Raw genomic sequence first — 13776 nt, 5'->3', positions numbered from 1 at the left:
CCGGTCATCCGCCGCCGCCCTGCGCGATGTCGCGCGCGCTGGCCAGGAAGCGGGCGTAGCGGTCCTCCGCCTGCGAAGGGTCGGGGCGAAGCGCCGCCAGGATGACCGACGACGCGACGGCCACCCCGCACAAGTGCGGCGGCATCGGTATCTCGGGCGCGGTCTCAGGGCCGAGGCTCCCGCCCGACCAGAAGGCGCCGACCGCAGCCCAGGCCTCCGTGCTGCGGGTGCCGGACGCTTCGGCGGCGGCCATGGCGGCGCGGCGGTTCTGCTCCGACGGGCGGCGGACCCAGGCATCGGCCGCCTGCAGCGCGGCCAGGTCCGCGGGCGTCGTGGCCGGGTCCGGCGCCGCGCGGGCGCAGACGCAGGCCCACCACACCGCCTCGCGCGGCGGCAGCGCCTGGCCGAGGATGCGCACCGCCGTCATGGGATGCTTGTGCTCCTCCAGGATCGCGAGGCCCTCGGCCACCGTCGCGACGCCGTCCAGCAGCGGGCGGGCGGCGGGGTCGATCTCGATCCGCGCGAGCACCTCGGGCAGGGGCAGGGTGATCTTCTGCATGGCGTCGCCTAGCCGATCATGATGGCCGAACCGGTCACCTTCGTCATGCCGCTGCCGCCCGCGGTCGTCATCGGGCTGTCGACCTTGGCCGAGGTGGTGCCCTTCATCTCGACCATCATGCCCTCGACCGTCACGCCCTGCGTGTTGATGGTCACCTTGTTCGCGCCGACCTTGAGCACGATTTCCTGCATAGCCTCGATCGTGGCCGAGCCCGCGTCGCAGGAGATGGTGACATTGCCCTGCCCGAGGGTCAGCGCGTAGTCGCCCTGGTCCACTCCGATGGTCATGTTGCCCTGCGAGACGGTGCGCTCATAGTTGCCCTGGCCGACCGTGCGCGTCTCGTTGCCCTCGGTGACGTCGACGGTCATGTTTCCCTGGGCGACGGTGAGCGTGTAGTTGCCCTCGCTCACGGTCGCGACCTTGTTGCCCTTGAGCAGCGTGTAGGTGTCGTCGCCGTTGAGGTCGCCCTCGTTGATCGTCTCGGTGCGCGCGTTCTTGACCAGCAGCACCAGGTCGCGCTCGGCCTGGAAGTAGACCTGCTCCTCGCCCTTCTTGTCCTCGAAGCGGAGCTCGTTGAAGGTCGAGGCCGTGCCGTCCGGGGAGGAGCGCGACTTGATCCCCGACTGCGTCTTGTTGTCCGGCAGCGCGTAGGGAACGGTGCTCTCGGCGTTGTAGACGCGGCCGGTGACGATCGGCCGGTCGGGGTCGCCCTCCAGGAAGTCGACGATCACCTCCTGGCCCACGCGCGGGATGTGCATCTGGCCCCAGCCGGCGCCCGCCCAGCCCTGCGAGACGCGCAGCCAGCAGGACGTGGTGTCGTCGGTCGCTGTCGCCCGGTCCCAGTGGAACTTCACCTTAACCCGGCCGTACTGGTCGGTGTGGATCTCGTCGCCCGACGGGCCGGTCACGATGGCGGTCTGGGGGCCGCGCACGAAGGTCTTCGGCGTGACGCGCGGCGGGCGGAAGGCCACGCGCTTCGGGATGCTGACGAAGGTGTTGTCGTAGGACGGCGCGACCGGTTCGCGGCCGCCCCACATCTGCGCCGTCCAGTGGCTGCGGTCCTGCGCGACATGGCGGACCTCGGTGACCAGCACCTCGGTGTCGTCGATGTCTGCGATCTTGAAGCGCAGCCCGGCATTGAGGCCGGCGACGCCGCTCGTGCCGTGGCCGCGCTGGTGCAGCGCCTCCTCCTGCCCGATCTGCACGCCGGCGACCGTGCGCCCGTCGTCCGTGACGCCATAGAGCCCCGGGTAGTCGTAGAATTCCTTGTCGCCGATCATGGCGGTGTCGATCGTCGTCGGCTGCTCGACCTCGAGGTTGTTGGACGGCGTCTCGAAGTTGAAGTCGCGCAGCGTCCAGGTGCCGGACCGCACCGCGAATTCCTCGTCGAGCGCGCGGATCGCCGCGGTGCCCGCCCGCCCGCTGACCGGGAGGTCCGGCCAGGCGGCCAGCGTCGCAGTGTTGTTGGCGTCGGACAGGACCATGGTGTGCGCGCTGTCGGTGTGCTCGTGCCAGTAGGCGATGCCGGCCTGCTCCATCAGGCGCGAGACGAAGGCGAGCGTCGTCTCCCGGTACTGCACGCAATAGGGCACCGCCGCGTAGGTGCCGGTCAGGGCGTTGCGGAACGTCACGCCATGCTCGCCAAGGATCGTCTCGACGATCTGGGGCACGGTCTGTTCCTGGAAGATGCGGCAGTCCGTGGTGCGCGAGAGGAACCAGAGCTTCGGCACCACCTCGGCCTGCCATTCCGTCGCATCCCCGCGGGAGGCGCCACTGCGCGTCAGGCGGCGGATCATGCCGTGCAGCGGCCGGCGCTCGATGCCGGTGGGGCCGGTGTCGGAATCGCCCGGACGGCCGAAGGTGAGCGTCACGGCGGTGCCGAGCGCCGCCGCGACGGTCGCGTGCGCCTCCTCGGTCGCGAAGCGGATGCGGAACTCGTAGGGCTGCGAGATCGCGTCGACGCCCTCCAGCTCGACCAGCACCGCCTTGTCGGTGCCGAGCGCCGGGATGTCGATCGCGAGGATGCGGCTGGCCTGGTCGTAGTCCGTCATGGCCCCCGCACCCCCGGCTCGCGCGCGGCTTTGTTGTTACGAATGCCGCAATAGTGCCCATGCGCCGACGGCAAGTCCATCGGGCCGCCCCACCCTTCAGCCAAGGCCGAGCAGCCCCGGCAGCGCCGCCATGTCGCCGAAGGGCTCGGCACCATGCGCCGCGAGCACGCCGGCCGGCGTCTCGTGCGCGAAGCCCAGCACGCGGCAGCCGGCGGCGATGCCCGCGCGAACGCCGGGGACGCTGTCCTCGATCACCACGCAGTCCCGCGGCGCCGCGCCGCAGGCCGCCGCCGCGGCGCGGTAGATGTCCGGCCAGGGCTTCGGCCGCGCGACATCCTCGTAGGAGAAGATGCGGTCCGCGAAGACCGTGGCCAGGCCGAGCGAGCGCATCTTGGCCGCGAGCTCGGCGCGGGCGGAATTCGAAGCGACGGCCACCGCGACGCCGGCCGCGGCCACGGCCCGCACCGCCTCGGCCGCGCCGGGCACGGCGGGCGTGCGCGCCGTCATCTCGTGCGCGATCAGGGCGGACATCTCCTGCGCCCAGCCATGCGGCAGCGGGCCGACCCGCGCCTCGATCCGCGGCACCATGTCGGGCAGCGCCAGGCCGAGGAAGGCGTCCCGCGACTGCGCCGCCGTCAGCGGCCAGCCGAGCAGGCCGAGCTGGTCGGCCACGATGGCGTTCACCACCGCCTCGCTGTCGGCCAGCACGCCGTCGCAGTCGAACAGGACGGCGCGCGGCGTCACGGCCATGCGGTCACGCGGGTTCCTTCACCGCGCCCACGGCGCGCTGCGCGGCGGTCGCGCGCGCGTGCGGGCAGTCGCCGTGCTGCTTCGGGCATTGCCGGCCGCCCGCGAAGGAGCAGAGCGCGCGGCCCGAGCCCAGCGCCGCGCGCGCGATGTCGGCCAGCGCCGCGATGAAGCAGGGGTCGCTGTTCTGCGCCGGCACGCGGAAATAGCCGGGGATGCCGAGTTTCTCGGCTTCCTCCCGGTACTCCACGTCGAGCTCGACCAGGGTTTCCGAATGCTCCGACACGAAGGCGATCGGGCAGATCAGGATCGCGACCTTGTCGTGCGCGGCGCGCTCGATCTCGTCCTCGGTCGAGGGCCCGATCCATTTCTGCGGCGTGACGCGGGACTGGTAGCAGACGATGTGGTCGAGGCCCTCGATGGCCAGTTTGCCGACCACGGCCGCGACGGTCTGCTCGACCTGCCACTGGTAGGGATCGCCTGCGGCGATGATGCTCTCGGGCAGGCCATGCGCCGAGAACAGCACGCGCAGCGGCACGTCGGCCGGCAGCTCGGCGCGCGCCCGGTCATGGGCGCCCTGCACCAGCGCGGCGGTCGCCGCGGCGAAGCCGCCATGCGAATGCCAGCAGCAGAGCGTGGTCGTCGGCACCGACAGGCCGGCCTTGCGGCAGGCCTCGTCCCAGGCGGCGATGCTGCTGCCCGTCGTGGTGGTCGAGAATTGCGGATAGAGCGGCAGCAGCAGCACCTCGTCCGGCGCCCAGTCCTTCACGGCGCGCGCGGCGGCGTCGCTCAGCGGGTGCCAGTAGCGCATGCAGACGAAGGCGCGGATTTCCGTCGCCGGGTCGTCCGCCATCGCGGCCTCGAGTGAGCGCGCCTGCTCCTCGGTCAGCTCCAGGAGCGGCGACTTGCCGCCGAGCACGGCGTAGTTCTCCATCGCCGGCTTCGTCCGCCGCCAGGCGATCAGCCGGCCGAGCCAGGGCCGGATGAAGCCCGGCACGCGCAGGATGGCCGGGTCGGTGAACAGGTTCACCAGGAACGGCCGCACGCTCTCGGACCGGTCAGGGCCGCCGAGGTTGAACAGCACGATGGCGACGCGGCGCTTGCCCATGGTCAGCCTCGACATGTCGCCTTGATGCGGGGAATCAAGGCCCCGTCCCCCTTCAGGCATTGCCGACCGGGGCGCCGGCGGCGGTGGCGCCGCGCCGGCTCTGCCACAGCTGCACGAAGTCGATCGGCGCCAGCAGCACCGGCGGGAAGCCGCCGTCGCGCGTCACGTCGGCCAGAATGTTGCGCGCGAAGGGGAAGAGCAGCCGCGGGCATTCCACCAGCAGCACCGGCTCCAGCATCTCGGCCGGCACGCCGTTCAGGGTGAAGATGCCGCAGTAGACGAGTTCCGCGATGAAGGCGGTCTGCTGCTGCGCGGTCTTGGCGTCGGCGCGGATCTGCAGCGAGATCTCGTAGGTCTCCTGGCCTTCCTGCAGGCGGCGCGCCTGGACGTCGAGCGCGATGTCGATCTGCGGCGCCTCGCGCAGGTTCAGGAAGATGTCGGGCGCGCCCGGCACCTCGAAGGACAGGTCCTTGGTGAACTGCAGGTTGAGCACAACCGGGCCGGTGGCCGGGTTGGCGCCGCCGGGGGCACCCGGGGCGGACGGGGTCTGCTGGTCGGACATGTCGGGACCTTCTCGGAAGGCGCGGCGCCGGCGCCGGAGGGATGCGGGGGCGGTTAGCATGCGCGGGCGGGGGCGGCAAACCCGCGGGAAAGCCTATCGCGCCGGCGCCGCGGCGCCCTAGGCTCTCCGCGGCGCGGCCCCGCCAGAGGGCCGCCAGGGAGGATACCGCATGGATCGTTTCGCTGCCGGCCGTAGGGCCGTGCTCGCTTCCGCCGCCGCGCTCGCCGCGCCGCGCCTGGCCGCGGCGCAGGGGGACTGGCCGGCCAGGACCGTCCGCTACATCAACCCCTACACCGCGGGCGGGCCGACCGACACGCTCTCCCGCCTGCTGTGCCAGAAGATGTCCGACCTCTCGGGCCAGCAATTCGTGGTCGAGAACCGCACCGGCTCGGGCGGGATCGTCGGCAACCAGGCGATCGCGGCCGCGGCGCCCGACGGCTACACGCTCGGCCTCGGCGGCATCGCGACGCATGCGATCGCGCCCACCCTCTATGCCCGGATGCCGTTCGACGCGGCGCGGGACTTCTCCTTCGCCTCGGGCATGTGGCGGCTGCCGAACCTGCTGGTGGTCAACAACGAGCTGCCCGCGCGCTCGGTGCCCGAGCTCGTGACGCATCTCAAGGCCAATCCAGGGCGGTACTCCTACGCCTCGGCCGGCTCGGGCACGACGCTCCACATCTCGGGCGAGTTGTTCAAGACCATGGCGGGGGTCGAGATGACCCACGTGCCCTATCGGGGCAGCGCGGCGGCCTATCCGGACATCCTGGCCGGCCGCGTGCACATGATCTTCGACAACATTCCCGGCGCGCTGGCGCAGGCGCGCGAAGGGCGGGTGCGCGCCCTCGGCGTCACTTCGGCCGAGCGCAGCCCGGTCGTGCCCGACACGCCCGCGATCGCCGAGACGCTGCCCGGCTTCGACATGTCCTCCTGGACCTGTCTCTGCGGGCCGGCCGGCATTCCGCCCGCGCTGCTGCTGCGCATCTCGGCGCTCGCACGGCGGGCACTGGAGGATGACGGGCTGAAGCGCGCCTACCTCGAGCAGGGCGCGACCGCCTGGCCGACCACGCCCGAACAGGCGATGGCGTTCCGCGCGGCGGAGGAGGCACGGCTGGCGCCGATCATCCGGGCTTCGGGCGCGCGGGTGGACTGATCGGCGGATCTCCGGAAGGGCTGTCGGATGGTGGGGGGAGGGGAACCTCCCCCGATCCCCCTCCCTTGTTTGGCACTTGGCGCCCATCCTCGAAGGTGGGGCGCCAAAGGACAAAGAAGGTTGTGGGGGGTCCGGGGGGAGAAGTTCCCTTCTCCCCCGGCTTCTTCTTGGCCTCAGGGCGCCGCCAGCAGCAGCCGGTTCACCCGCTCCAGCGCCTGCGCCAGCGCCGCGAAGTCGCGCGCGAAGGCCTCCCGCGACACGCCGTTCGCCGCGAGGTCGTCCGCGATCTCCCCGATCCGCCGCGCCCCATCCACGCGGGCCAGGATGGCGCGCGCCAGCCGCGGCAGCGGCACCGGCACGCTCAGACCGTCGAAGCCGACGCGCAGCACCCCGTCGGGCGGCAGGGACGCGGCGAGCTTCGGCCCGTCCACCTCCCGCAGCACTGGCACGCGGCCAGGGTCGTCCCAGGCAGGGGGCGGCGGCACCGCGCCCTTCCTGACGCAATAGGCGATGTGGATGCCCATGTTGCCGCAGGCCGCCTCGGCCAGGGCGGCACGCTGCACCAGGCTGAGGTCGGCGATCCGCTCGCGCAGCCGCGGGTCGGTGAGGAAGGCCTCCGGGTCGTAGCGGAAGGGCTCGACCAGGCAGCGGATCTCGAGCCCGGCGCCGTCCAGCAGGGCGGCCAGCGCCGGGATGTCGAAGGCGACGTCGCGCGGGTTCAGCAGCAGGTCATAGAGGCCTGCGTCGCCGCCCTTCACGTGGTCCGTGATCCAGGGGTTGCGGCGCAGCCAATTGGTCTCGGGCAATTGCCGCCAGAGCCGCTTCGCGATCTCGACGCGCGCCGCCGGCGCCTCGGTGGCGGGTGCCAGCAGCCGGAGCGCGTCCTGCACCATGTAGACGCCGGTTCGCCCGTGCGGCGCATAGACCATCAGCCCGATGCCGCCGCCCGGCGCCAGCACCGAGACCAGCGCCGCCAGCCCCGCCGCGGGGTCCGGCAGGTGGTGCAGCACGCCGCAGCAGTCGATGTAGTCGAACGGCCCGAGGCCCGAGCCCGGCAGGTCGAGGATCGAGCCTTCCTCGAACGCCACGTTGCCGAGCCCCCGCGCCGCGACCCGCGCCCCGGCCACCTTGCGCGCGGCCGCCGAGCGGTCGAGCCAAGTGACGCGCCCCTCCCGCCTGGCGGTGGCCATCTGCTGCGCCAGCATCACGGTCGCGTCGCCCGAGCCGCCGCCGGCGACCAGGGCATTCAGCGGCCGGGCGGCCGGGCGATGGGCGCCGAAGATCCAGTGGTCCACCTCCCGCAGGTGGCTCGGGCTGCCGACAATCAGGCGCTTCGCCTCGTCCCGCGGGTCGCGCTGGGGGTAGGGGTAGGCCTCGTACTGGGCGGCCAGGGCGGCATCGGCGGCGTCGCTCATGGGCGCCCCTTACGCCGGGTCGCGGCGAAGGGCCAGACGCGCCGCGGTTGCTCCGGGCGGCGCGGCTTCGTATCTAGGGAGGCATGCGTATCGCCCTCCTGCCCGCCGCCCTCGCCGTTCTCCTGACCCTGCCCGCCCAGGCGCAGCAGTCCGGGCCGCGAAAGCTCGGCGACTTCCAGGACTGGACCGCTGCCGTCCACACGGAAGCGGGCCAGAAGGTCTGCTACGCCTTCACCCGCGCGTCGCGCACCGACCCGCAGCGCGACAACGTGATCATGACGGTCACGCACCGGACCCAGGGGCGCGACCAGGTGGCGATGTCGGCCGCCTATGCCTATCCGCGCAACGCCGCGGTCACGGTCGCCGTCGGGCAGACGCAGCTCGCCTTCTACACCAGCGGCAATTCCGCCTTCGCGCGGGACGGCCGCGCGGCGGTCGCCGCCTTCCGGGGAGGTGCCAGCGCGGTCGCGCGCGGACCGCGCGCCAACGGCCGCGGCACTGCGCAGGACACCTTCAGCCTGTCGGGCTTCACCGCCGCCTATGAGGCGATCTCGCGCGAGTGCCCGGCCGGTCGGCGATGAGCCAGGCCGCCACGACGGACGGGCTGGCCGAGGCCGAACGCGCGCGCATCCTGGCCAAGGCCGCGATCTTCGCCCCGCCGCCGGCCACCCTGCCCGACGGGCGCCGCGACCTGGTCGGACTGTCGCGGGACGACCTGGCGGCCGAGATGGCCGCGATCGGCGATAAGCCCTTCCGCGCCAAGCAGCTCTGGCACTGGATCTACCACCAGGGCGAGACCGACTTCGCGAAGATGAGCACGATCGCGAAGCCCATGCAGGCGAAGCTGGCCGAGCGCTTCGTGGTCGGCCGGCCGGAGGTCGCGACCCAGCAGGAGAGCGCCGACAGCACCCGCAAATGGGTCTTCGCCTTCCGCGACGGGCAGCGGGTCGAGACGGTCTACATCCCCTCGGCCGATGAGGACCGCGGCGCGGTCTGCATCAGCACGCAGGTCGGCTGCACCCTGTCCTGCACCTTTTGCCACACCGGCACGCAGAAGCTGGTTCGCAACCTCGGCGCCGCCGAGATCGTCGGCCAGTTCATGGCGGCCCGCGATTCCTACGGCGAATGGCCATCGCCGAAGGACGGCACGGCGCGCCACCTGTCCAACATCGTCGTGATGGGCATGGGGGAGCCGCTGTACAACTACGAGAACGTGGCGAAGGCGCTGCGCATCGTGATGGACCACGAGGGCATCGGCCTGTCGCGCCGGCGCATCACGCTGTCCACCTCGGGCGTCGTGCCGATGATGGACCGCTGCGGCGCGGAGCTCGGCGTCGGCCTTGCCGTGTCGCTGCACGCGGTGACTAACGAGCTGCGCGACGAGATCGTGCCGCTGAACCGCAAGTATCCGATCGAGGACCTGCTGGCCGCCTGCCGGCGCTATCCCGGCGCGTCGAATGCGCGGCGCATCACCTTCGAATACGTCATGCTGCGCGGCGTCAACGACAGCGAGGCCGAGGCGCGCGAACTGGTGCGCCTGCTGCGCGGCCTGCCGGCGAAGGTGAACCTGATCCCGTTCAACCCCTGGCCGGGCAGCGCCTACAAGACCTCGACGACCGAGCAGATCCAGCGCTTCGCCGCCATCCTGAACGACGCCGGCTACGCGAGCCCGATCCGCCGGCCGCGCGGGCGGGACATCCTGGCGGCCTGCGGGCAACTCAAGACCGAGAGCGAACGCGCGAAGCGGCCTCTCAGGGTCAACTGACGCCCGGCGCACGAAGGTTTCGCCTTCGCACGACATGACTCTTCGCCTTGCCGTCGGTTACGGTCCGGCGGGGACTGCCGCAGTCGAGGAGATCGCCCGAAATGACCCGTGCCCTGGCCATCGCCCTGATCGCGACCCTTGCCGCGCTGCCCGCCCTGGCGCAGAGCCCGCAGGCGCGGCCGCCCGGCATCGCGGACCGGCTCGCCGAGGGGATGCTGGCCCAGGCGCGCCGCGCCAACGTGCCGGCGGACCAGATGCCGGAGTGGCGGCGCCTGGCGGCATGCACGGCCGGCGTGCTGGTCCGGTCCAACCTGTCGAACGCCGTGCTGGAGCAGGCCGCGCGAGACGCCGCCGCCGGCCGCCAGAACGGCGATGTGGAACGCCGCACCGACCTGCGCGACGAGACCATGCGTCGCTGCATGCCCGGCTAGGGCGCCATCCGCCAGGACGGCGGCGGCGGCAGGGAACCGAAAAAGGGAGGGGAGCGGGGGCGTTCACCCCCCTGCCCTTGAAAAGAACCTGTTCTCCGGCATGTCGAGCCCGAGATGCCCGCGCAGCGTCGCGGCCGCGTACCGTTCCCGGAACAGTCCGCGCCGCTGCAGCTCCGGCACCACCTGGTCCACGAAATCGTCGAAGGCGCCCGGGAACCAGGCGGGCATCACGTTGAACCCGTCCGCCGCGCCGCCTTCGAACCACTCCTGAAGCGTGTCCGCGATGTCGGCGGCGGTGCCGCAGATCACCCAGTGCCCGCGCGCCGCACCGGTCAGGTTCAGCAGGTCCCGCCAGGTCATCTCCTCCCGCCGCGCCTTGGACAGCATCGCGCGCGCGAAGCCGTGCGAGGTCTCGGGCAGCGGCAGGTCGGGCACGCGCTCGTCCGGCGGAAAGCCCGAGACGTCGACGCCGAGGCGGGAGGACAGCAGCGATGCCGCATTGGTCGAGGTGACGAAGGACTGCAGCCGGTCGAGCAGGTCGCGCGCCTCCTGCCGCGTGCGGCCGACGATGGGCATCACGCCGGGCAGCACGGCCACTTCCTCCGCGCGCCGGCCGAAGCCGGGCAGGCGGGACTTGAGCGCGGCGTAGCCCGCCTGCGCCTCCTCGAGGTCCTGCACCACGGAGAACACGACATCGGCCGTCCGCGCGGCGAGGTTCAGCCCGGGCTCGGACGCCCCGGCCTGGATCATGATCGGTCGCCCCTGCGGGCAGCGCCCGATGTTGAGCGGCCCCTTCACGCTGAAGAACTCGCCCTGGTGGTCGAGGCTGCGCATCTTCGCAGCGTCGATGTAGCGACCGGTGTCGCGCTCGGCGACGATCGCGCCCTCGTCCCAGCAGTCCCAGAGGCCCATCACCACGTCGACGAATTCCTCCGCGACGCGGTAGCGGTCGGCATGCGGCGCGTGTTCCCGCCCATAGTTCGGCGCCGCGCGCGGATTGGAGGAGGTGACGGCGTTCCACGCCGCCCGCCCGCCGCTCAGGTGATCAAGGGAGGCGAAGAACCGCGCGACGTTGAAGGGCTCCATGTACGACGTGGACATGGTGGCGCCGAGGCCGAGATGCGTCGTCGTCGCCGCCAGCGCCGAGAGCATCGTGACGGGCTCGAACCGCGCCGTGAAGGACGGGTGGTCGTTGGCGCCGGCCTGCAGGGAATCGCCCAGGAACAGCAGGTCGAAGCAGCCGCGCTCGGCGATGCGGGCGATGTGCTGGATGACGGGCAGGGACTGGAAGGAATCGTAGGCGCCGGGCATGCGCCAGCCGGCGATGTGGTTGCCGGTGCCGAGCACGAACACGCCGAGATGCATCTGCCGTCGCGCCATGGGTCTCTCCTCGCGAAGGGTGCAGCCTGCGGCGCGTTCAGCGCGGCGGCAAGACGCTGCCGGCGCCGCCGGGCAGCCAGACCTGGAAGCTGGTGCCGACGCCTTCCTCGCTGTCGATCGCGAGCGTGCCGCGGTGGCGGTTGACGATGTGCTTCACGATGGCAAGCCCGAGCCCCGTGCCGCCGGCGCGCCGCGATCGTCCCTTGTCCACGCGGTAGAAGCGTTCCGTCAGGCGCGGCAGGTGCTCCCTTGGGACGCCCGGCCCGTCGTCGGCGACGGCGAGCACGAGGCCGGGCCGCCCGTCCGCGCCCGGCGCGGGGGTCACGCTCAGGCGGACGGTGCCGCCTTCCCGCCCGTGCCGGATCGCGTTGTCGAGCAGGTTGCGCAGCACCTGCGCCACCTGCTCGGCATCCGCCGGCTCCGCCACCGCGGGCGTCAGCGCGAGGTCGAGCCGCGCGCCACGCGCCGCGAGGATGGGCGCCATCGCCTCCGCCTCCGCCCGCGCCACGGCCGCGACGTCGGCACGGCCGGACGGCGCCTGGTGCTCGTTCATCTCGATGCGCGACAGGCCGAGCAGGTCGTCGATCAGACGGCGCATCCGCTCCGACTGCTCGGCCATGATCTGCAGGAAGCGCTGCTGCGCGGCGGTGTCTTCGGCGGCGGGCCCGCGCAGCGTCTCGATGAAGCCGATCAGGCTGGCGAGCGGCGTGCGCAATTCATGGCTGGCATTGGCGACGAAGTCGGCGCGCATCCGTTCCAGCGCGCGGTCGCGCGTGCGGTCCGACAGCAGCACCAGGAGCCGCCCGCCATCGGCCAGCGGCGGGTCCATCGGGATGACCTGCGCCGCCATGTCGCGCGCGACCGGCACCGGCAGCCGCACATCGACAACCGCAACGGCGCCCGAGGCCAGGGCGCGGTCCAGCGCCTCGGCGATGGCGGGGTGGCGGAGCAGCGCGGCGGCGTCCGTCGGCGCGCCGGCCGCGAGCGGCGGGCCCAGCATCTCGCGCGCCGCGCGGTTGGCGCGCAGCGGCACGCGTTCGGCCGAAAGGACGATCAGCGGGTCGGGCAGCGCCTCGATGATGGCGGCATCCGCGCGGCGCAGCCGTTCCACCATCGCGCTGCGTTCCGCCAGGCTGCGCGCCAGGCGGGTGACGCCGTCGGCCACCTCCTGCACCGAGGGCAGCACGGGCGCCACCGTCAGCTCGGGCAGGCCGCCGCCCGCGGCCGCGACGCGGATCTGCCGCGCCAGGCTGCCGAGCGTGCCGAGCCAGAGCCAGGCGACCCCGGCGCCGGCCGCGACCGTCGCGAGCAGCGCCAGCGCCCCCGGCCCTGCCGCCAGAGCGCCCATGGCCATCAGGACCGCCAGCGCCGCCGCCGGCACGCCGGCCACGACCAGGGTCGCGCGCAGCCAGGCAACCGGGCCGATGGGCACGACGACCCGCGCGTCCGCGGTCAGGACCCCGCTGCGCCGGGCTGCGGGGCGCGTTCGAGCATCCGGGCCTCGCCCGAGGGCTCGACGGCGAACAGCGCCAGGCCGCGCTGCACCCGCCCTTCCGGCTGCAGGCGCACGGGCCCGTCCACGCCGTCGAAGACCTCCCCGGTATTGGGGCCGGCCTGGCCGCGCGGCGTCAGCACCACGCGCGCCGCGACGCCGGCCGCGTCGTAGGCGATGCCGGCCAGGCGCGGCGGGCGCACGCCGAAGGCGCCCTCGTAGCGCGCATCGAAGCGGTTGCGGCTGGCCGGGTCGGGGGCGGCGAAGATCGCACCGTGCAGCGCTGGTTCCTGGCCGAGCCCGGCATCCAGTGCCCAGAGCGCATGGCCGAGAATGCGCGGTGACGGGTTGGCGAGGCCGGCCGGCGCCAGCGCCGCCGCCACCTCCCGCGCCTGCTGCCCGGTGCTGCCGATGAGCACGGCGTCGAGGCCGGTCGGCGCTCGCCGCGCCAGTTCCGCCGCGGCCGAGGTGCCGGCGCGCTGCGCGTGCAGCACGATGACCGGCTCCGCCAGGCCCCATTCGGCGGCCATGGACCGCATGGCAGTGGCGAGCGCCCGGCCGAAGGCATCGTCCGGCGCGGCGAGCGCAAAGCGCTGCGCGCCGTCCGACATGGCCGCAGCCATGGCGCGGCGCACCTGCTGCGCCGGCGTCACGCCCATCGTCCAGACACCTGGCCCGGACTGCGCTGCATCGTTCGTGAAGGCGAGGATCGGGATGCGTGCGGCACGCGCGGCGGCCGAGGCGGCGGAGGTCTCGGATGCCGTGAGCGGCCCGACGATGACGCGCGCCCCCTGCCCCGAGGCCTGTCGCGCCGCGGCCGCGGCGCCCGAGGCGGTGCCGCCGGTGTCCATCGGCAGGAAGTCCACCGCGCGGCTGCCGCGTTCGAACAGCGCCAATTCGGCCGCCTGCTGCATGGCGGCGCCGAGCGGCGCCTGCGGACCGGACAGCGGCAGCAGCAGCGCGATGCGGTTGCGCGGCGGGTCCTGCAGCGGCTGGCGGCTCGCGATCGGACCCGAGGCTTGCGGCCCGCAGGCCCCGAGGCCCACAAGGGCCATCAGCGCGAGGACGGAGAGGCGGCGTGGCAGGAGGGTCAGGCGAGGCAGAGGGGGCACGGTC

Annotated in this window: 13 protein-coding genes; 4 read left to right on the top strand and 9 right to left on the bottom strand. The window is 73.0% G+C overall.

Annotated features, from left to right (window positions below):
- Nucleotides 1–4: 4 nt before the first annotated feature.
- The 5 genes from E8M80_RS17905 to secB form a co-directional block, all read right to left on the bottom strand.
- Nucleotides 5–559: a DUF6931 family protein gene (locus E8M80_RS17905; protein ID WP_137127081.1), complete on the bottom strand. Its 555-nt coding sequence runs from the start codon at nt 557–559 to the stop codon at nt 5–7.
- A gap of 8 nt (nt 560–567) precedes the next feature.
- Complete coding sequence (locus tag E8M80_RS17900) at nt 568–2610, bottom strand: type VI secretion system Vgr family protein (RefSeq protein WP_137127080.1); 2043 nt, start codon at nt 2608–2610, stop codon at nt 568–570.
- Nucleotides 2611–2706: 96 nt separating this feature from the next.
- Nucleotides 2707–3360, bottom strand: coding sequence for an HAD family phosphatase (locus tag E8M80_RS17895; RefSeq protein WP_137127079.1), 654 nt, complete (start codon nt 3358–3360; stop codon nt 2707–2709).
- A 4-nt stretch (nt 3361–3364) separates the two neighbouring features.
- Nucleotides 3365–4480, bottom strand: coding sequence for a ferrochelatase (gene hemH / locus E8M80_RS17890; protein WP_137127078.1), 1116 nt, complete (start codon nt 4478–4480; stop codon nt 3365–3367).
- A 37-nt stretch (nt 4481–4517) separates the two neighbouring features.
- Complete coding sequence (secB, locus tag E8M80_RS17885; RefSeq protein ID WP_137127077.1) at nt 4518–5027, bottom strand: protein-export chaperone SecB; 510 nt, start codon at nt 5025–5027, stop codon at nt 4518–4520.
- Nucleotides 5028–5196: 169 nt separating this feature from the next.
- On the opposite strand from secB, the gene E8M80_RS17880 reads away from it, so the two are divergent.
- Nucleotides 5197–6177 (top strand): tripartite tricarboxylate transporter substrate binding protein, encoded by a 981-nt coding sequence (locus E8M80_RS17880; protein ID WP_137127076.1) that lies wholly within the window; start codon nt 5197–5199, stop codon nt 6175–6177.
- A gap of 173 nt (nt 6178–6350) precedes the next feature.
- Here the strand turns inward: E8M80_RS17880 and E8M80_RS17875 are convergent, their stop codons facing one another.
- Nucleotides 6351–7592, bottom strand: coding sequence for a bifunctional 2-polyprenyl-6-hydroxyphenol methylase/3-demethylubiquinol 3-O-methyltransferase UbiG (locus tag E8M80_RS17875; protein WP_137127075.1), 1242 nt, complete (start codon nt 7590–7592; stop codon nt 6351–6353).
- 83 nt (nt 7593–7675) lie between these two features.
- On the opposite strand from E8M80_RS17875, the gene E8M80_RS17870 reads away from it, so the two are divergent.
- The 3 genes from E8M80_RS17870 to E8M80_RS17860 all read left to right on the top strand — a co-directional run bounded on the left by E8M80_RS17870 (nt 7676) and on the right by E8M80_RS17860 (nt 9788).
- A complete protein-coding gene (locus E8M80_RS17870; RefSeq protein WP_137127074.1) occupies nt 7676–8173 on the top strand; it encodes an invasion associated locus B family protein in 498 nt (165 codons plus the stop codon).
- Nucleotides 8170–9357 carry a 23S rRNA (adenine(2503)-C(2))-methyltransferase RlmN gene (rlmN, locus tag E8M80_RS17865; RefSeq protein ID WP_137127073.1) on the top strand — a complete coding sequence of 396 codons (1188 nt, stop codon included), beginning with the start codon at nt 8170–8172 and terminating at the stop codon, nt 9355–9357. The genes E8M80_RS17870 and rlmN overlap by 4 nt, the downstream gene beginning before the upstream one ends.
- Nucleotides 9358–9458: 101 nt before the next feature.
- On the top strand, nt 9459–9788 hold the full coding sequence (locus E8M80_RS17860) for a hypothetical protein (RefSeq protein WP_137127072.1): 330 nt from the start codon (nt 9459–9461) through the stop codon (nt 9786–9788).
- 63 nt (nt 9789–9851) lie between these two features.
- Here E8M80_RS17860 and E8M80_RS17855 read toward each other — a convergent pair whose 3' ends face one another.
- From E8M80_RS17855 to E8M80_RS17845, 3 genes are read right to left on the bottom strand one after another with little or no spacing between them, the layout of a single operon-like run.
- On the bottom strand, nt 9852–11168 hold the full coding sequence (locus E8M80_RS17855; protein ID WP_137127071.1) for an LLM class flavin-dependent oxidoreductase: 1317 nt from the start codon (nt 11166–11168) through the stop codon (nt 9852–9854).
- Between the two features lie 37 nt (nt 11169–11205).
- Nucleotides 11206–12600 carry an ATP-binding protein gene (locus E8M80_RS17850; protein ID WP_240790109.1) on the bottom strand — a complete coding sequence of 465 codons (1395 nt, stop codon included), beginning with the start codon at nt 12598–12600 and terminating at the stop codon, nt 11206–11208.
- A gap of 20 nt (nt 12601–12620) precedes the next feature.
- Nucleotides 12621–13772: a penicillin-binding protein activator gene (locus tag E8M80_RS17845; protein WP_137127070.1), complete on the bottom strand. Its 1152-nt coding sequence runs from the start codon at nt 13770–13772 to the stop codon at nt 12621–12623.
- Between the last annotated feature and the right edge of the window lie 4 nt (nt 13773–13776).

Source organism: Roseomonas sp. HF4 (assembly GCF_005222755.1).
Classification (GTDB): Bacteria; Pseudomonadota; Alphaproteobacteria; order Acetobacterales; family Acetobacteraceae; genus Neoroseomonas.
This window is presented reverse-complemented; position numbering and strand designations above follow the sequence as displayed.